The organism is Pseudomonas sp. ADAK7 (genome assembly GCF_012935675.1).
GTDB lineage: Bacteria > Pseudomonadota > Gammaproteobacteria > Pseudomonadales > Pseudomonadaceae > Aquipseudomonas.
This window is the reverse complement of the sequence record NZ_CP052861.1, coordinates 451790-471204: the sequence shown is the minus strand read 5'-3', so window position 1 is coordinate 471204 and position 19415 is coordinate 451790. Positions and strand designations below refer to the sequence as shown.

Below are 19415 nucleotides of genomic sequence, written 5' to 3'. Positions count from 1 at the left end.
TGAGCATAAGGATAGATTCGCGGCACGAACGCGAACCGACGTAGCAGCTGTCGAGCACCGCGAGGCAGCGTTCGGCCACCGCGGTGTTTCAGACAGACCGCGGCGCTGGGTTTGCGACGGCTTCGCCGCCGAACGCTGCCGAAAGCCGCCGAAAGCCGCCGAACGCTGCCTCGCGGTGCTCGACAGCTGCTACAGCGCTACAGCGCTACAAGACCGTGTTAGCGCTTGAGGATCTGGTCCATCACCCAATCGGTCTTCAGCGCCTCTTCGGCCACCGCCGGGTACCGTGCCTCACCACGGATATGCGCATTCATGCCCAATACGTGATGCCACTGGATGTGTTCGGGATGGTCGATGTGCAGGCTGAGGGTTTCGTCGGCTTCAAGCACCACAGGATGCTCATCAAACACCGCAAAACTGATCCGGCCCTGGCTGCCGATCACCTCCACCCGATCCTCACGCCGGTCCGCGACAAAATTCCAGCAACCCATGCCCAAGGCTCCGGAGGCAAAGCGCCAACTGGCGCTGACCGCGTCTTCCGCCGCATACAACCCGGCCTGTTGCGCGGTAAACCCGGCGACGTCGACGATGTCACCCAGCAGGTACTGGAACAGGTCGAAACCATGGCTGGCCAGGTCGGCAAAGTAGCCGCCGCCGGCAATCACCGGGTCGGTGCGCCAGTTGTCCGTGCCGCCCAGATCCGCCGGTGTCGGTGCCTTGGTCAGGGTCCAGGTCAGGTGCCGGACCTCGCCGATCCGCCCCTCCTCCAGCCATTGCCGCACTTGCTGGAAGCGCGGCAACGAACGTCGGTAGTAAGAAACGAACAGGTGCAAACCGGCATCGGCAAAGACCTTTTGCATCTCACGGCTTTGCCCGGCATTCAGCGACATCGGTTTTTCGACGCAGCAATGTTTGCCGGCGGCTGCCACCATCAAGGCATAAGCGCGGTGACTGTCGGGTGGCGTGGCGATGTACACCGCGTCCACTTCCGGATCGTTGATCAGCGATTGGGCGTCGGTGTAGACCCGAGCGATGCCGTGGCGCGCGGCGTAGTCGGTCACCGCCTCCTGCCGTCGCCCCATCACCGCCACCAGCGCCGAACCGGGTGCCTTGTAGAAGGCCGGCCCGCTCTTGCGTTCGGTGACATCCCCACAACCAATCATGCCCCAGCGCACCACGTTCATACTCACTCCTTGATGGGTTTAGCCCATGCGCAAAGCGCGCAAGTCCAGGTGACCGTCCTTCAGTGGCGGACACCAGTAATAGCCGCCGGTGATCGGGCGGCTGATGCGATACAGACCGTCGGTGATGCCGTCTTCCAGACCGCTCATGCGCCGCAGTTGGGCTTCGAACGCGTCGAGGGAGAAGCCGAACGCGAGGAACATCAGACCGGCGCGATCGCCTTCGATCCACGGCATCGAGCGGCGCACCACGAAGGCTTCGGGGGCGAAGCTTTCCTGGGCGGTGCGTTTGACGTGGGCGGAGATCGGCGCGTCGTCGAGTTCTTCGTTGTCGCTCAGGCGACGGCCCATGATGTTGTCCGTCTCGTGGGACGGCATGGCGCGGAAGCCTTTCAGGTCGTGCTGCCACTGTTGGATCGCGGCGAAGCTGCCGCCGACTGTGCCATCGGCGCCGTTGCTCACCAGCGCGGCGGCCACGGCGGCTTCGTCGTGGGGGTTTTCAGTGCCGTCTTCGTAGCCGGTCAGGTCGTGGCCGGTGAGGTGGCGGAAGGTTTCGTTCATCTGCACCAGGCGAAACGCCGGGGCCAGCGCAGCTTCGATGGCGGTGCTGCGATTGAGCAATTCACCGCGGTCGACGCCGTGCAGCCAGCACCACAGCGCATGTTGGGTCGATGGGTTATCGACGCCGACGCCGGTCATGGCCGGGAATGCGCGCAGGCCTTCGATCTGACCGTGCAGGGCTTTGACCAGGGATTCACCGAAACCGACCACCGCCGACTGGCCGTCCACCAGTTGCATCAATTTGTCGAGCGCGGCCGGCAGCGCGGCGGCGGACTCGAGGGCGAAGAACATATGACGGGCTTGAGGCGGAACAGGGGTGGCGAGAATGCCCGGCTGGTAGTAACTCATATGAACTCCTTGGGAAAGAAGCACGGAGTTTAACCGTTGCGGGGGTATGAAGGGCAAGGAAACTGCCACGGCTGGACACTGCCCGCTCCCACAGGGATTGGCGGCGCTCGCTCTATGAACTGATCCGAAACGCCGTCGGGCTCATCCCGGTCCAGCGCTTGAACGCCCGGCGAAAACTGCGCACGTCGCTGTAGCCGACTTCTTCGGTGATTCGCTCAATGGACATTTCAGGATTGGCCAACAGACTCAAGGTCCTGGCCTGGCGCACCTGCTCCAGCAACGTCTCAAACGTCAGCGCATGTTCAGTCAAGCGCCGACGCAACGTGCGGCTGCTCATGTTCAAGTCAGCGGCGATCTTTTCGATATGGCTGCCCCGAGTCAGATCCCGGGCAATCGCCCGCTCCACCGCTTGAATCAGATCAATCTTCTGATGCACCTGCGCCGCTTCCAGCTCCAGCAACTTGAGCGCCTGACGCAACGCCAGCGAATGATGATTGGGCAGCCGCACATCCAGCCAATGCGCAGCAATCACCATACGGTTTTGCAGGCAACCGAATCGCACATCCGGCCCCAGTAAGCGCTGATACTCCGCAAGGTAATCCGGCGCCGCGTGGACAAACTCCACCGCCATCGGCTTGAAATCGGCCCCCACCAACGCCCGTCCATACACCAGCAAACTGGCGAAAAACTCCTCCACCGCAAACAACTGCACGTCGGCAAACGGCAGGCGACATTCGATGTCGACAAACACCCGGTCTCCCGCCTCTTCCACGCTCGACACCACGATGCCGCCAGAGGTGTGCTGGTGCCGAATACCGAGTTCAAACGCATCGCGCAAGGTCTTGCACAGCGACAGCACATGCCCGAGCAAACCCAGGGTGCCGAGCACGTTCTGCGCGCCAACCCACAAACCCAGCCCGCGATCGGGCAGCACTTTGAGCGCGCGCTGGATCATCGCCACGGCTTGTCGATAGGAAATGCGCTGCGCCGGGTCCTGGAGGTCTTCCAGGGTAAAGCCCAAACCTCGACAAAGACTTTCGGGATTAACCCCATTGAGCTCGGCGACTTCGGCCAGGGTTTGCAGCAGGAATGGCGAGACGAGCGCCAGTTCGTAAGTAGGATCGACGACTTTCATTTGCATGGGGCAAGACATCCCGGATCAGGCTTCAATTCTTATTTTTGTTACCGGTTATGTCGAAAGAACTTAGCACAGGGTTTTGCGGCTGTCCGCAGAAGTCCCCCTATGTGGCCGCCAATACCCTGCCCGGCCAGGCCTGAAGCGCTTATTTCTATGCAACGGCCCGCGCGGCCGGCGGTGCGTCCCTAACAATAATAATGAGTACACCCATGAACCCGACCCGCACGACATTCTGCTTGCGCCTGACCGTCAGCCTGGCCGGCGTGTTTGCCCTTCATTTGCCGGCCCTGGCCACCGAGGCTGGCGTCGACAATATCGGCACCGGCACCGATGGCTTCTTCATGCTGCCGCTGGAGGTCGACAGCCTTCCGGACAACATGGTGGCCTTCAACGTCTACTACAACCATTACAAGTCCCGGAAGCTGAACATCAGCTCCCTCGGCGGCAAAGTATCGAATGTCGAAATCGAATCCACCGCCGTGATCCCGCGCCTGGATTATCTGAGCCCGTTGCACATTTTTGGCGGACGGTTGGCCGGTTACATCGCCCAGCCCTGGCTCAAGCAGGAAGTCTCGGTGTTCGGCTTGCAGGACACCCGTGAAGGCATGGGCGACACCACCATCGCACCGATCATTCTTTGGGACATGGGCAAAAACCTGACCCTCGGCGCCGCCGTGGAAATCACCGTGCCGACCGGCGAATACAGCACCGATCGCCTGGCCAACACCAGCAACAACTTCTACACCTACAAACCGCTGTTCTCCTTCACCTGGCTGCCAACGGAGCGAACCGAGGTGTCGATGAAGACCACCTACAGCTTCAACGAGAAGAACAAGGACACCGACTACAAGTCAGGGCAGATTTTCCACTTCGATTATTCCGCCAGCTACAAAATCACCGACAACCTGATGCTCGGCCTCAACGGCTACTACCTGAAGCAAACCACCGACGACAAACAGTTCGGCCGCACCGTGCAGTTCAACGGCGAGGACGTGAACGACGGTGTGCGCGGCCAGGTGTTCGCCATCGGCCCGGCACTGCACCTGACCTTCCTCAAATACGCCAGCGCCGAGATCCGTTGGGCCAAGGAGTTTGACGTGGAAAACCGGCCGGAAGGCGAGATGTTGTGGGCGAAGATCAGCATTCCGTATGCGTTTTGACGGATAACACCCCAATCAAACGGTGGGAGCGGGCTTGCTCGCGAAAGCGGTAAATCAGCCAACATCAATATTGAATGTGCAGGCCCCTTCGTGAGCAAGCCCGCTCCCACAAGGGATCTGCAGTGTGTGCAAAAAAAGTGATGGCTTTGGGGGTGGCGGACCATTCGTCCAAAACCACCCCACACCTGTAACTTCTGACAGTAGCCGAACCATCACCGCCCGGTATCTCATTAGCCATGCCCACACCGAACACACAGGTGCACCATGGCGATTGAACAACCGAACGCCGAGATCCTGGTCAACTATCCCCCCATGATCCCGGGCGCCACCCGTAACGTGATCCCCTACACGCCCGTGCCACCGGAGGAGGTGGTGGAGGGTGCGCCCCTGGCCCTTTTCAAACCGGTGCTCAATCAGCAAGGGGTGCTGGCCAACGCGGTGAAAGTCCTGGTCGACCCGCCCCCGCGCGACACCCCCAGCGACGACTCCATTTCCATCGAACTGCGGCTCAATGGTGTGTCCTTGGAAAACCGCCCCATTCCGGTCGCCGATCGGGACCAACGCACGGAATTCACCCTGTTCGAGTCCTCATTACTGGATGACCGCAACAATCGGCTGGAATACAAGATCCATCGCCCCAGCGGCAACGTGGCCGACTCGCGACCTCTCTGGGTGCTTTACAGCGAACAATTACCCGGCGGCAACACCGTGCCCGGCGATGACGAGCATCCTTACCTCGACATCAGCCTGCCGCCTGAACTGGGCGACCCGCCGGTGATTGGCAAGGACGACGTGGATAAAGGCGTGGCGCTGACCGTGTTCTACCCGTTCATGAAGGCCTACGACGACATCAGCGTGGAACTGCGGCGCGAGCGTTTCACTTTTACCGTTCAACCCGCACAGGTTGGCCAACCGGTGGTCATCCCCCTCACCCGCGCGATGTTCGAGCAGGCCGGGAACAGCGCGGACTTTGCGATTTCCTACACCGTGGTCGATCAGTTGAACAACCCGACGCAGAGACGTCGCTGGTCGATAACCCTCAAGGCTGATGTCGATGTCAATCGGGTGGTCCTGGACGCGCCGATCCTGCGCGAAGACCTGACCGACACAGGTGACGATGCCTCGATTGTTGATCGCGACAAACTCAACGGCGCCCCCTTGAACGTGGTGGTGGTGCCCAAAAAGCCACAATTCGAGGTTGGCGATCTTGTTGCGGGGCGCTACACCGGGACACCGTCCGGCATGGATGTCGAGTTTACCGGGCCCATCGAAACAGACGGTTTTGGCGGCTTCAAACTCTGCATCATGAGAATCCCGAATGACCAAGTGGTGCTGGACGATCAGGCGCGAGCGGCGTTTACGTTGCGCAGAAACGGCATCGACGTGGGCACTTCAAAAACAGCCACCGCCAGGGTGATTGGCAAAGGCGCCATCACCTTGAACCCGCCAACACTGGTGGCGCCGGCGACCAGCCCGATTGATGCACTGGCCTACACGAATGGCGTAACGGCGCGCGTGACGTTTGCAGCTAACCCCGGTGACAGGGCCTTACTCAAAGAAATCAATCCCGCACCAGGCGCCATGCCCTTTGCGGAACAGGACTTCATCGCAGGACGGTCCGACTTCATCCTCAGCCCGGCATTTTTGGTGGCGCGACAGGGCAAGGATATTGAGCTGACCTGGACGTTGATTCGTGGAGGAATGCCGGTCGGGGAGTCGTTGCCGTTGGGGTTGCGGGTGAACCCGATGGCCGATGGCGATACTCGGCTGCCAACGCCGACGATTACCGCCGTGACCGATGGCGTTACGCTGGATTTGACCCGTTTCAGCGGCAACACCAACGTTCTGGTTGACGCTTGGCGGGGGATCGCTATTAACCAACCGATCTGGATGCAGGGCGATGGCACAACTGTCAGTGGCGACCCGGTGACGTTGCCGATCCATCGGGGGGTCCCCATCACCTCCACTGGCAGCCAGGGTGGCGTCGTGACCCGGGCCTTTCTGGACCAACTAGCCGATGGTTCGACAATCAAAGTGATTGTGGCGGTCAATGTTGATGGCTTCCCGAATGAAGCAACGTCGGTGAAGTTTCCGGCCCGGACTTATACGGTCAAGGCCGTTGCGCTGGCCACCCCCGCCATCACCTCGGTCAAAGGCTCGCCCAGCGGGGTCGAGATCCCCCACGGCAAGGAGACCACCGAAACCAGCCTGACGCTGACCGGCACGGCCAGCGCGGGTCAGACGGTGCAGCTCTACAATGGCGGCAGTCCCATTGGCGGCGTCATCACGGTTGGCGCCGATAGAAACTGGACGATCACGCTCACAGGTTTGAGCGTGGCGACCTACAGCATTGTGGCGCGAGGACTGTACGGTACGCAGCCCCAGTCTCCAGCAAGGTCAGTGATCGTCACCGCCATCGTCACCCCGGCCATCACCTCGATCAAAGGCTCGCCCAGCGGGGTCGAGATTCCCCACGGCAAGGAGACCACCGAAACCAGCCTCACGCTGACCGGCACGGCCAGCGCGGGTCAGACGGTGCAGCTCTACAATGGCGGCAGTCCCATCGGCGGCATCATCACGGTCGGCGCCGATAGAAGCTGGACGATCACGCTCACCGGTTTGAGCGTGGCTACCTACAGCATTGTGGCGCGAGGACTGTACGGTACGCAGCCCCAGTCTCCAGCAAGGTCAGTGATCGTCACCGCCATCGTCACCCCGACCATCACCTCGGTCAAAGGCTCGCCCAGCGGGGTCGAGATTCCCCACGGCAAGGAGACCACCGAAACCAGCCTCACGCTGACCGGCACGGCCAGCGCGGGTCAGACGGTGCAGCTCTACAATGGCGGCAGTCCCATTGGCGGCGTCATCACGGTTGGCGCGGATAGAAACTGGACGATCACGCTCACAGGTTTGAGCGTGGCTACCTACAGCATTGTGGCGCGAGGACTGTACGGCACGCAGCCCCAGTCGCCGGCACGGTCAGTGATCGTCACCGCCATCGTCACCCCGACCATCACCTCGGTCAAAGGCTCGCCCAGCGGGGTCGAGATTCCCCACGGCAAGGAGACCACCGAAACCAGCCTGACGCTGACCGGCACGGCCAGCGCGGGTCAGAAGGTGCAGCTCTACAATGGCGGCAGTCCCATTGGCGGCGTCATCACGGTTGGCGCGGATAGAAACTGGACGATCACGCTCACAGGTTTGAGCGTGGCTACCTACAGCATTGTGGCGCGAGGACTGTACGGCACGCAGCCCCAGTCGCCAGCAAGGTCAGTGATCGTCACCGCCATCGTCACCCCGGCCATCACCTCGATCAAAGGCTCGCCCAGCGGGGTCGAAATTCCCCACGGCAAGGAGACCACCGAAACCAGCCTCACGCTGACCGGCACGGCCAGCGCGGGTCAGACGGTGCAGCTCTACAATGGCAGCAGTCCCATTGGCGGCATTATCACGGTCGGCGCCGATAGGAGCTGGATCATCATACTCACCAACTTGGTCGTGGCCACTTACAGTTTTGTGGCCAGAGGGTTGTACGGTACGCAGCCCCAGTCGCCGGCGCGGACGCTGACCGTCATACGCCCAGTTTTAAGTGAAAACTTTGATAGCGTGCCTTCACAGTCAATTTCAACGGTAAAAATTGAGTTGCCCTCCATGACACTCTTTGCTGTCAGTGCTGACAGATGGGGGTATTTAGGGGAACCTATTTTTGGTCCTACACCTGGAAAACTTGAGAACAACTGCGTGATTCTTAGATATCACTCGATCGTGATTCGACTGGAGTTAAAATCAACTTATGTGGAAGTTGGATTTTGGTATCGCGCCCTTGAGTCCGCAAACCGCCCTTCAATATCGTTTTACGATGATAAGGGTATTTTTATAACGTCAGAGTCGTTTCCTGTTAGCAATCCAGCAGGCTACTACAAATACTCTTCCGCCAAAGGCTTTAAATACATAGAACTAAAAACCGGAAACAGTGATTTTATAATGGTCGATAACTTCTCTTTCAAAATCTAATCAGTTGAAAAAAAGGGACGCGTTTATCTAACATGCCGTACGTAGCCCCCGGTAGGAGCTGCCGAAGGCTGCGCCTACGAGGTCGGGGTCAGGTCCGGAAGATGCCTACAGGCAAAGCAGCTGTTTCGGGCGTTGCGTTGGTTGACTGCCCTGCCCTCACTCCCTATCCTCACGCCCGTCACGACTCATTCGTGATCGGGTTTGACGGCCTGGTAATTCCAAGCGCGCATAGTTCTCCAACTTGCTCGTGCACTCGTGCCCGACGCAAATTTCAATGGTGACTGTGTGCGGGGCACTTTCGAGTGCGCCGGGTACTTGGACCGGTCCGTCAACCTGCACACAGTTGCCACCCTATTCGTTTGACGGCGATGAAGTGGCAGCTCTCTGACTACCAAGGAGCTACACCATGACCAACGCAACCACAAAAACCACCCCCTTCTCCCCCTGCGACCACGTCGACCACCACCTCTTCGCCGTACAACCCGACATTCCCCTGCTCGACGCCCTGGAACACGCCTCGGTCTTTCTCAGCTGCGCGGAAGCCCTCGCCCAGCAAGCCCCCAACGCCACCGTTGCGGAACACACGGTGACCTTACGCTGGGCCAGCAAGCACATGCTCGGCACTGCCCGTTCACTCGTTCAAGCCTCGATTGACGGCATGCACGCCGCGCAAGCAGGAGGTGAGGCATGAATGCGCATATGCCGATGACCAGCAATGAAGGCGACATTCCGGTGTTGATGGTCGCCACCCAGTCGCCATTGGAGGTGTTGCACGGCTGCGCGGCCAGTCGTTTCCTGACGGTGACGCAGATGATGGAAAGCCTGGCCAGCCTGGATATCACCCAGGCCAAGGGCGCCGATGTGCAGCAACTGGCGCAGGCGGCGGCGATGTTGTTGCGTGATGGCTGTGATGTGATGGATGTGTTGGGGCGGCAGATTCGCGCGCGGGTTTAAGCGCCGAATTTGATGTTGGCTGAAAGGATGCCTTCGCGGGCAAGCCTTGCTCCTACAGGGGATCGGTGGTGCACATGGATTTTATGTACGACAACAAACCCTTGTAGGAGCGAGGCTCGCCCGCGAAGACGGCCTCACATGCAGCGATGACGTTGACCGTTACTACAGCGCCGGCACCTCGTCCGCCACCGCCTCGGCGGTTTGCGCCTGGGCTTGCAGGTTCGCGGCGTTCTGGCTGTATTCACGCAGGTAAACGATGAATTCCTGAAGCAGGCGATCCCACAATTCGAGGTTGCCCTTGAGGTGATCGGCGCTGACACCGGCGGTCACCACCACGTCCATTTCCATCACCAGGAACTCGCCCTGCACCGACAACCGGGCAAAGCGGCGCGAGGCGTTCCACAGTTCCGCGAGGCCGGCTGGCAACTCGCCCTGCACGCGCAAGGCGCAACTGAAAGTGAAGTCCACGTAGCTGCCCTGCTCCGTCGCCGGGTTGCCGAAGCGCACGGCGTAGCCGATGCCCTGGCTGGCACTGAGCAGTTGCACGATGCCGTTCTGTTCGGTCTGGTTGACCCGGTAACCGGCGGCTTGCAGCACGTCTGTCAGGGATTGCGGCGATACGAGGCTAATCAATTGCGTCATGGGTTCATCCTTGGTTGAGCGAGCGAGCGTCGCCTGGGCGCTTTCTTGGCTGAACAGTGCCGCGCGGGTGGGGCACGTTCAGCCCATTGCGCTTGGAGCTTAGACCGTTCTGCTTCTTTAGCACGGGCCCATCGCCCGCATCAGTCGCTGGGGGTCTGGCGGAAACTCACTGCCAGCCGATTCCAGCTATTGATCGTGGTCACGGCGAGGGTCAAATCCACCAGTTCACCTTCACTGAACTGCTCTCGCGCCAACGCATAGACATCGTCCGGCACGTGACTTTCAGCGAGCAGCGTCACCGCTTCCGTCCAGGCGAAAGCCGCGCGCTCCCGAAGGTTGAAGAAGTTGCTGTCGCGCCAGACCACGATTGAATACAGGCGTCGATCCGTCTCACCCAAACGCCGGGCGTCCACCGAGTGCATGTCGGTGCAGAACGCGCAGCCATTGAGTTGCGAGGCGCGGATTTTGATCAGGTGCAGCAAGGTCGGCTCGATGCTCAGGTTGCCGGTCAGCGCCTCCATGGCAATCATCGCTTTCATCGCTTTGGGCGACGCGCTGTAGTAGTCCAGGCGGGGATTCATGGCGGGACCTCGAAGCGCAGAAAATGGGTGCTTCCACGTTAGGCGCTGCTGCAGCCGCGTGACAGATCCAATTCCACGAAAAACCCATGGACCACCGGGCAGCAGACCAATCCGGCGCTTTTCGCCTGCGCAACTTCTACCCGGCGGCGCAATAAGGGTAATCTGGCGCGACCCACAGTCGCCCAACCGCCCCAGGAGCCCCGCCGGTATGGAACTTCACGTTGTCATCAACGGCCGCAAGGACCTGGCAGGCCAGTTGTACCAACAACTGCGCAGCGCCATCGAAACCGGGCGCCTGGCCGCCGGCACACAGCTGCCGCCCAGTCGCTTGCTGGCCGAACAGCTGGGGATTTCGCGCAAGACCATTTCCGACACTTACTCGCAACTGACCTATGAAAACTTCCTCACCGGCGTGACCGGCAAAGGCACCTACGTCAACGCGCGGCCGGCGAAAATCCAGCGCAAGCAAAGCCACTCGGAGCTGGCCAGCAGCGAGGTCATCGAGGCCTGGCGCAACTTGCCGGTGTTCCTGCGCCACCCGACCCTGGAAGGTTCGCTGCGCTACGACTTTATCGGCGGCGCCACCAGCAAGGGCCAGTTTCCCCAGGACGACTGGCGACGCTGCACCTCCCACGCGTTGCGGCAGATGGCCGGATCGAAAGGCTTTTACAGCCTGCCCGAAGGTCTGCCGGCGCTGCGTAACGCGATTGCCCGGCACATCGCGTTTTCCCGCGGGGTCAATTGCCAGGACGAAGACGTGGTGGTGTGCAACGGCGCCCAACAAGCCCTGGACCTGATTGGCCGGGTGCTGATCCGGCCCGGCAGCCTGGTGGCGATGGAAGACCCGGGCTATCCGCCTGCGCGGTTGTTGTTCGGCAGTCACGGCGCCACGGTGGTCGGGGTGCCGGTGGATGCTGAAGGCATTCAAGTGGAGCTGATCCCGGATGGCACACGGCTGATCTACGTGACGCCGTCGCACCAGTTCCCGCTCGGTATGCCCATGAGCCAGGCACGGCGTGAAGCCTTGCTGGCAAGGGCCCACGAACTGGGTGCGATCATTATCGAGGACGATTACGACAGCGAATTCCGCTACGAAGGCCGGCCCACCGATTCGCTGCAAAGCATGGACGAGCGCGGCATCGTCGCCTATGTCGGCACCTTCTCCAAAACCCTGCTGCCGGAGTTGCGACTGGGCTACACGATCCTGCCGCCAGCGATCCTCGAAGCGGTGATCCGCGCCAAGCAACTGACCGACCTGCACACCTCGACCCTGCCGCAATGGGCGCTGGCCAAGTTCATCGCCGAGGGCTGCCTGCTCAAGCACATCCGCCGTTGCCACACCATTTACGCCGGGCGCCGCGAGCGGATCCTGGCGCGCATGGCGGGCGATCTTTCGCCGTGGTTCGAGGCCGTGCCGACCGTCGCCGGGTTCCACATGGCGGTGCTGTGCAAGGTGCCGATTGACCTGGCGCTGATCATCGAGTTGGCCCGCAAGGTCGAAATCGGTCTCTATTCCATCGAAGGTTTTTTCTATCAGCGAGCACCGCGCGCCGGGCTACTCATGGGGTTTGGCGCCATCGAAACCCTGGACATCGACACCGCGCTGGACCGTCTGCGGGACATTTTGCAGCAGGTGGCCTGAGGATTGGTCTGTGGGTTTATCCGGCGATTGGCTATTGGCGGTCCCACGGTGCAGGACTATTGTGCAGGGGCGTTATCCCTCAATGAGCAGGATTCGTCCGGCCTGATTCAGGAGTGTGAGCAATGTCCAACGAAGTGATCAATACCGTACAGGTGCAGGCGGCTGCGGGCCGCTCGGAAGAACTGGGCAAGCAACTGCAAAAGATTGTCGACACCCTGCGCGAACTTCCAGGTTGCGATTCCTATATGGTCGACCGCTGCCCCGAGGACGACAACCGCTGGACCGTCAGCGCCCGCTGGCAATCGGAAGCGGCCATGCAATCGCATTTCAACTGCCCCGAAGTGCAAGGCTTTATCGGCTTGATTGATAGCCGATTGGCGAATGCCGTGGATTTCAATAGTTTTCCTATCGTCTAAAAACAACACCTCCGCCCGATGATCGTTCCCACGCTCTGCGTGGGAATGCATCATCGGACGCTCTGCGTTCGGCTTTTGATGGGACGCGGAGCGTCCCGGGCTGCATTCCCACGCTCCGCGTGGGAACGATCATGAGACCTGGATTGGTCCCCTCACCTTCTCGAAAATTGGCCGTTTTGTTACCTCGCCTTGCGGCTTACTGTGATCCCTGACGACTAACCACCCCCCAGGTGATCAACCATGAAAGCTCTGCATGTACTGGCCGCCCTGGCCCTGACCGTTTCGGCCACGGCCTTCGCCCACGACCCTTCGGAAAAGGTCACGGTGCTGCAGGATGAACTGCTGCAAAACGTGCCCGGCAAAAAAGCCATGATGATCGAGGTCGACTACAAACCCGGACAATCGTCCATCGCCCATAAACATGAAGGCACGGCCATGGCGTACGTGCTGCAAGGCCAGGTCATCTCTCAGGTCAAGGGCCAGAAAGCGATCACCTACAAGACCGGCCAGTTCTGGTATGAGCCGGCCGGCTCCGAACATCTGGTCTCGAAAAACGCCAGTGCCACCAAACCGGCCAAGCTGCTGGTGTTCATGGTGTTGTCGCCGGACGAGAAAGTGTTGATCCCCCTGGAAAACTGATCGCTGTTGCATCAGCCATAAATAAACAGGCTCGAATGGATGATTCGGGCCTTTTTATTACCGGGCGCAATTAGATCAAGACGCTTACAGCAAACAAAACTATGGATCAGGTCGATAAGTGTATTTATGGACGGTTTCATTCAGTGAAGACGGGTTTAGTCTGAGTCCATCGCCGGCATTACCGGTCACTCAACTTCCGTTGTTTCACTGGAGAAACACCATGAAACTTACACTTATCGGCACATTGACTATCGCCGCACTACTAACCGGCTGCTCGGTGCCCACCGCGCCCAAAGCCGTTTCATCGCTGGACACTTTATTGAACGCCCCGGTCGGCCGATCCAGCGCCACCCGTGTGGCCAATGGCGGCAATGTGTCTTTGGGCATCGTCTACAGCCCAAGCACCCAGGCCAACCGCGATTATTTGCGTCACTATCAGGCCAACGCCGGCACCGGTTTCGGCCAGAGCTTGCTGGTGCAACCGATCCACGATGCCTACGTAGCCACGTCCAACCCGGACTTTGCCGTGGATGGGGTCAAGGCGTCGTTGCAGCGCCAGTTCGGCTCGGTGACGGTCTATCCGGACATGCAAAGCCTGCGCGCCGCCAGACCGGATGTGGTGGCCATCGTCGACACCCACAGCCAACTGATGACTTCACGCAGTTCGGATATCAAGGCTGACGTCACTGCCGATTTTTATGATGCGAAGTTCAATTACATCGGCACTGCGCAGGGGCATGACGCCAAGTCATTGAGTCCGGTCTGGGCGGACTTTAAACGCAGCGAAGAGATCGTCGCGGATATTAACCAGCAACAGGATGTGCAAGTTCGGGCGCTGCAGAAGTTTGACCAGTCGCTCAGTAATTTATTGACCAGACCGACAAGTAATGTATCGATGGTTGATAATCAAACAGGTCAGAAGTTGTATTGAGGCGGATGGCCTCTTCGCGGGCAAGCCTTGCTCCTACAGGGGTTAGTGTTGTTCGCAAATAACGTGATTACCCGTCAATTTTGTAGGAGCGAGGCTTGCCCGCGAAGAGGCCCGCCCAGACACAATAAACCCCTGAGGCATAAAAAAGCCCCCGCATCTCACGACACGGGGGCTTTTTCATTCAGCGCCTATCAGGCCGCCGGTTCCAGCTCCAGGGCAGCAGCAGCGACAGGCACGACCGCCTGACCGCTCAACGCCAGGTCCAGCAACTCACGGTTGGCCACTGCGTACATGGCGTAGTCGGTGCCGCTGGCGGCACGGATTTCCACCAGCATCGCGCGCCAGCGTCCGATCATGCCTTCGTGCTCTTCCATCCACAGCGCCAGGCGTGTTTCCACGTCCTGGGTGCCGTCGCCCTGTTGCAGGACGGAGATGGTGATCGCACGTTGCTGCCAGTCCACATCATCGCGGAACGCTTCACGGGCCAGGGCTTGCCAGTTGTTTTCAACCGGCAGTGCGCTGATCTGTTGCAGGTACCAGGTGATGTCCAGGGCGCTGCCGACGGCGAAGTAAGCCTTCGCGACGTCTGCTGCGTTCTGGCCGGTCACGTCGGCCGCTTCGATGATCGGCAGCAAGGTGTACAGGTGCGAAGTGCCAGCCACCATGCGCGCGAGCAACTCCGGCACACCGGCTTCAACGTACGCCTCATAGCGCGACTGCCAGTTTTCGTGGATCTCGCCACTCAGCAGTTCGTCGAGCTTGAGACCCAGCTCCTTCAGGTGCGGACCGAAGTGCGCAACGTCACGGGCAGCGTTCTGCTCGTTGCGGCGGGCACGCAGGAACCAGCGCGTCGCGCGGCGGCCCAGGCGCATCAGCTCGTCCATCAGCTCCAGTTGCACGTCGGCGGAGACCTGGTAATCCAGGGCTTCAATCTGACGGAACCAGTGCGGGAGATGGAAAATGTCGCGCACGATCACATAAGCGCCGGCCACGTTCGCCGGGCTCATGCCGGTCGACTCTTTGAGTCGTTGAACAAAGGTGATGCCCATGTGGTTCACCAGATCGTTGGCGATCTGGGTGCTGACGATCTCGCGCTTCAGACGGTGACGGCGCATGGCGTCGGAGAACTTGCTCACCAGGCTTGGCGGGAAAGCGGTTTCCATGTCGCGGGTCAGGTAATCGTCGTCCGGCACTTGCGAGTTGAGCAGCGCTTCTTTGAGGTCAATCTTGCTGTAGGAGATCAGCACCGACAGCTCGGCACGGGTCAGGCCGTGGCCTTCCGCGAGGCGCTCGTTGATGGCCTCTTCCGACGGCAGGAACTCGATGGCGCGATCCAGCTTGCCGCGCCCTTCCAGATCGTTCATCAGGCGCTTGTATTCGGCAATCCGCACGTAGGCACGGCGGGCCGCCAGGGACAGTGCCTGAGTCTGCTTGTAGTTGTTGCCCAGCACCAGGTTGCCGACTTCGTCGGTCATGCTCGCCAGCAACTGGTTACGTTGCTTGTCGGTCATGTCACCGGCCTGAACCACTTCGTTCAGCAGGATCTTGATGTTGACTTCGTGGTCGGAGCAATCCACGCCACCGGCATTGTCGATGAAGTCGGTGTTGGAACCGCCGCCATTGAGGCCGAATTCGACTCGACCCAGTTGGGTCATGCCGAGGTTACCGCCCTCGCCCACGACTTTGCAGCGCAGTTCGTTGCCGTTCACGCGCAGTGCATCGTTGGCCTTGTCGCCGACATCGGCGTGGCTTTCGCTGCTGGCCTTGACGTAAGTACCGATACCGCCGTTCCACAACAGGTCTACCGGTGCCTTGAGCAAGGCGTTCAGCAGTTCGGTCGGGGTCAGCTTGTCAGCCTGAATGTCGAAGCGCTCTTTCATCTGCGGGGAAATCGCGATGCTTTTCGCGCTGCGGGAGAAGATCCCGCCGCCTTCGGACATGATGCTGGTGTCGTAATCGGTCCAGGCCGAACGCGGCAGATCGAACAGGCGCTGACGCTCGACGAAGCTGTTGGCCGGTTGCGGATTAGGGTCGATGAAGATGTGCAGGTGGTTGAAGGCTGCGACCAGTTGCAGCTTGTCGGACATCAACAAACCGTTACCGAACACGTCACCGGCCATGTCGCCGACGCCGACCACGGTGATGCTGTCTTCCTGGACATTGATGCCGCGCTCGCGGAAGTGGCGTTGTACGCCGACCCACGCGCCTTTGGCGGTGATGCCCATTTTCTTGTGGTCGTAACCGGCAGAACCACCGGAAGCAAACGCGTCACCCAGCCAGAAACCGTAGTCGATGGCGATGCCGTTAGCGATGTCGGAGAAGGTCGCAGTGCCCTTGTCCGCTGCAACGACGAGGTACGGGTCATCGTCGTCATGACGCACGACGTTGGCCGGCGGAACCAGCGCGCCGTCCTTCAGGTTGTCGGTGATGTCCAACAGGCCCGAGATGAAGATGCGGTAGCAGGCGATGCCCTCGGCCGCGATTTCGTCGCGACCGCCGCCCAGTGGCAGGCGACGCGGCAGGAAACCGCCCTTGGCGCCGACCGGCACGATGACCGAGTTCTTCACTTGCTGGGCTTTTACCAGGCCCAGCACTTCGGTGCGGTAGTCTTCTTCGCGGTCGGACCAGCGCAGACCGCCACGCGCGACGTTGCCGAAGCGCAGGTGCACGCCTTCGACGCGCGGCGAGTAGACGAAGATTTCGAACTTCGGTACTGGCTTCGGCAGCTCTGGAATCTGGTGCGGGTTGAACTTGAAGCTGAAGTAGGACTTGTTATGGCCCTGCGCATCAGTCTGGTAGAAGTTGGTGCGCAGCGTGGCCTTGATCAGGTCCAGGTAGCGACGCAGGATGCGGTCTTCGTTCAACACCTGGACGTCGTCCAGTGCGGTGACGATGGCTTGTTCCAGACGTTGCTGCTTGTCTTCCAGGTCGTCGCTGGTCAGCTTGCGCGCCAGGTAGAAACGAGTCTTGAACAACCGGGTCAACTCGCGAGCGATGTCGGTGTGGTTGTTCAGGGTGCTGGCGATGTAGCCCAGGTCGAAGCCCAGACGAATCTGCTTCATGTAACGCGCATAGGCACGCAGCAGCGCGACGTCGCGCCATGGCAGGCCGGCGGTCAGCACCAGGCGGTTGAACGCATCGTTCTCGGCATCGCCACGCACGATGTGGACGAAGGCGTCCTGCAGCGTGTCGTTGAGTTGCTGGATGTCGAGTTCCAGGCCTTCGGCAGCGGTGAACGCGAAATCGTGAATCCAGAACTCGCGGCCATTGTTGTGACGCAGGCGATACGGGAACTCACCCAACACGCGCAGGCCGAGGTTTTCCAGGATCGGCAACACGTCGGACAGCGCCAGCGGCGTATCGGCGTGGTACAGCTTGCAATGCAGCTCGCGCTGACCGGACACCTGGCCCAGCGGCTGATAGAAGCTCATCACCAGCGGATTTTTTTCGGTCAGGCTCAGCAGGTGCTGCATGTCGACCACGGCCGAATGCGCGGCGAAACGCTCGCGGTAACCGGCCGGGAAGCCTTTCGGGAAGTCAGCCAGCACGTTGGTGCCGTGGGCTTCGCCGAAGCTTTCCACCACGAGGCTGGCGTAGTCGTCCTGCCAGCTGCGGCAGGCCTGGACCACTTCTTTTTCCAGCAGGACCGGGTCGATGTCCAAACGGTTCTTCGGATCAACCCGCAGAATCAGCTGTACGCGAGCCAGTACGGACTCGGAGAAGAAGGTCCAGAACTCGCAGTCCGAGGCTTTCAGGCGATCCATCAGCACTTGCTGGATCTTCTGGCGCACTTCGGTGGAGTAGATGTCGCGCGGCACGTAGGCCAGGCAGTAGCAGAAACGGCCGTACGGGTCTTTGCGCAGGAACACGCGGATCTTGTTGCGTTCCTGGATCTGCACAATCGACATCACGGTGCTGAACAGCTCGTCCACCGGGGTCTGGAACAGATCGTCGCGGGGCAGCACTTCGACCACCTGCGCCAGTTCCTTGCCCAGGTGAGCCTTGGCCTGGAAGCCGGAACGGCGTTCGATTTCTTCGACCTTGCGGCGGATGTACGGGATAACCCGCACGCTCTCGCCATACACCGAGGAGGTGTACAGGCCCATGAAACGGCATTCCTTGATGACTTTGCCGTCGGCGTCGATTTCACGGATCGACACATAGTCCGGATACGCCGGACGGTGCACACGGCTTGGGTGCGCAGCCTTGGCGAACGACAACAGGGTCGGTTCGCGCAGGTAGTTCACGGCGTAGTCTTCGATGCGCAGGTCTTCGTAGGTCAGGCCGGTGCGCAGCAGTTTGGTCAGGCCGAGGAAGGACTGCTCGTCGTACTCGATGTGGCCGCCGTCGGCCTGGTCGCTGACCACGAATTCTTCGTAGCCCAGGAAGGTGAAGTGGTTGCCCACCAGCCATTCCAGGAAGCTTTTGATTTCGGCTTTTTCTTCTGGATCAACCTTGAACTGGCTGTTGTCCAGGCCCGTGAGGATTTCCTGGACCTTGGCTTTCATCGGCTCGAAATCGGCGACCGCAACGCGGACTTCGCCGAGAACCTGTTCCAGTTCCTTGCTCAGGACATTCAGTTCGGCCGCGTTGGCGCAACGGTCGATTTCCAGGTACATCAGCGATTCTTGCAGGATGCCTTCGCCCTGGGTGCCTTTGGGCAGGATTTCCAGCAACTCGCCCTTGCTGCCGCGACGCACGCTCAGCACAGTGGTTTGCAAGGTGTGGATGCTGTAGCCGCGACGGTTCAGCTCGGTACGCACCGAGTCCACGAGGAATGGCAGGTCGTGGTGCAGCACTTCGACCGCGGTGTGGGTCGACTGCCAGCCGTGGCGTTCGTAATCGGGGTTGTAGACGCGCACTTGCGGTTGCGCGTGATCGAAGCGCTCAAGCAGGCGCCATGCAGAAAGGGTGCAGCCGGCGAGGTCGGACAACCGACGTTGAGTCAGCTCGTCGAGGGAAATGATGCCGAAAAATTGTTCAGCAAACAGCGCCACTTGTGGCAGTGCCTGTTCACTGATGTGCTGCGCCAGTGCCGCTTGCAGTTGGTGCTGGAAGTCGGCTTTGCTGGCTGCGGTGAAGAACGCCATCTGTGGTACTCCGCTTGGGCTTGTTATTGATGGAAGCGTCGCGTGCAAAACCCCTTTCGGGGCGATCCGTCACCCTGTTCCTGATTCTCGGGCAGAGGAAACAGGGTGACAGGTGGGT

Annotated in this window: 14 protein-coding genes; 8 read left to right on the top strand and 6 right to left on the bottom strand. The window is 60.3% G+C overall.

Annotated elements, in window-relative coordinates; genetic code table 11:
- Positions 1–218 precede the first annotated feature (218 nt).
- The 3 genes from HKK53_RS02225 to HKK53_RS02215 form a co-directional block, all read right to left on the bottom strand.
- Positions 219–1184 (bottom strand): Gfo/Idh/MocA family protein, encoded by a 966-nt coding sequence (locus HKK53_RS02225; RefSeq protein ID WP_169369136.1) that lies wholly within the window; start codon positions 1182–1184, stop codon positions 219–221.
- 18 nt (positions 1185–1202) lie between these two features.
- Positions 1203–2090, bottom strand: coding sequence for a Dyp-type peroxidase (locus tag HKK53_RS02220; protein ID WP_169369135.1), 888 nt, complete (start codon positions 2088–2090; stop codon positions 1203–1205).
- Positions 2091–2202: 112 nt separating this feature from the next.
- On the bottom strand, positions 2203–3231 hold the full coding sequence (locus tag HKK53_RS02215; RefSeq protein ID WP_169369134.1) for an AraC family transcriptional regulator: 1029 nt from the start codon (positions 3229–3231) through the stop codon (positions 2203–2205).
- Between the two features lie 206 nt (positions 3232–3437).
- Here HKK53_RS02215 and HKK53_RS02210 point away from each other — a divergent pair, with 206 nt between their 5' ends.
- The 4 genes from HKK53_RS02210 to HKK53_RS02195 all read left to right on the top strand — a co-directional run bounded on the left by HKK53_RS02210 (position 3438) and on the right by HKK53_RS02195 (position 9356).
- Complete coding sequence (locus tag HKK53_RS02210; protein ID WP_169369133.1) at positions 3438–4388, top strand: SphA family protein; 951 nt, start codon at positions 3438–3440, stop codon at positions 4386–4388.
- 264 nt (positions 4389–4652) lie between these two features.
- Positions 4653–8402, top strand: coding sequence for an Ig-like domain-containing protein (locus tag HKK53_RS02205; protein ID WP_169369132.1), 3750 nt, complete (start codon positions 4653–4655; stop codon positions 8400–8402).
- A gap of 406 nt (positions 8403–8808) precedes the next feature.
- A complete protein-coding gene (locus HKK53_RS02200; protein WP_169369131.1) occupies positions 8809–9093 on the top strand; it encodes a DUF3077 domain-containing protein in 285 nt (94 codons plus the stop codon).
- Positions 9090–9356, top strand: a complete 267-nt coding sequence (locus HKK53_RS02195) for a short-chain dehydrogenase (protein WP_169369130.1) — start codon at positions 9090–9092, stop codon at positions 9354–9356. The genes HKK53_RS02200 and HKK53_RS02195 overlap by 4 nt, the downstream gene beginning before the upstream one ends.
- Positions 9357–9518: 162 nt before the next feature.
- Here the strand turns inward: HKK53_RS02195 and HKK53_RS02190 are convergent, their stop codons facing one another.
- Both HKK53_RS02190 and HKK53_RS02185 read right to left on the bottom strand, forming a co-directional pair.
- Complete coding sequence (locus HKK53_RS02190; protein ID WP_169369129.1) at positions 9519–9998, bottom strand: YbjN domain-containing protein; 480 nt, start codon at positions 9996–9998, stop codon at positions 9519–9521.
- 140 nt (positions 9999–10138) lie between these two features.
- Positions 10139–10579 (bottom strand): carboxymuconolactone decarboxylase family protein, encoded by a 441-nt coding sequence (locus HKK53_RS02185; protein WP_169369128.1) that lies wholly within the window; start codon positions 10577–10579, stop codon positions 10139–10141.
- Positions 10580–10787: 208 nt separating this feature from the next.
- On the opposite strand from HKK53_RS02185, the gene pdxR reads away from it, so the two are divergent.
- The 4 genes from pdxR (at position 10788) to HKK53_RS02165 (ending at position 14207) form a co-directional block, all read left to right on the top strand.
- Positions 10788–12221: a MocR-like pyridoxine biosynthesis transcription factor PdxR gene (gene pdxR, locus HKK53_RS02180; RefSeq protein ID WP_169369127.1), complete on the top strand. Its 1434-nt coding sequence runs from the start codon at positions 10788–10790 to the stop codon at positions 12219–12221.
- A 122-nt stretch (positions 12222–12343) separates the two neighbouring features.
- A complete protein-coding gene (locus HKK53_RS02175) occupies positions 12344–12637 on the top strand; it encodes an antibiotic biosynthesis monooxygenase family protein (protein ID WP_149658250.1) in 294 nt (97 codons plus the stop codon).
- A gap of 240 nt (positions 12638–12877) precedes the next feature.
- Entirely contained in the window at positions 12878–13276 is a 399-nt protein-coding gene (locus HKK53_RS02170; protein WP_169369126.1) for a cupin domain-containing protein, read from the top strand.
- A gap of 220 nt (positions 13277–13496) precedes the next feature.
- Positions 13497–14207 (top strand): ATPase, encoded by a 711-nt coding sequence (locus HKK53_RS02165; protein WP_169369125.1) that lies wholly within the window; start codon positions 13497–13499, stop codon positions 14205–14207.
- 191 nt (positions 14208–14398) lie between these two features.
- Here HKK53_RS02165 and HKK53_RS02160 read toward each other — a convergent pair whose 3' ends face one another.
- A complete protein-coding gene (locus HKK53_RS02160; RefSeq protein ID WP_169369124.1) occupies positions 14399–19297 on the bottom strand; it encodes an NAD-glutamate dehydrogenase in 4899 nt (1632 codons plus the stop codon).
- Positions 19298–19415: the final 118 nt, after the last annotated feature.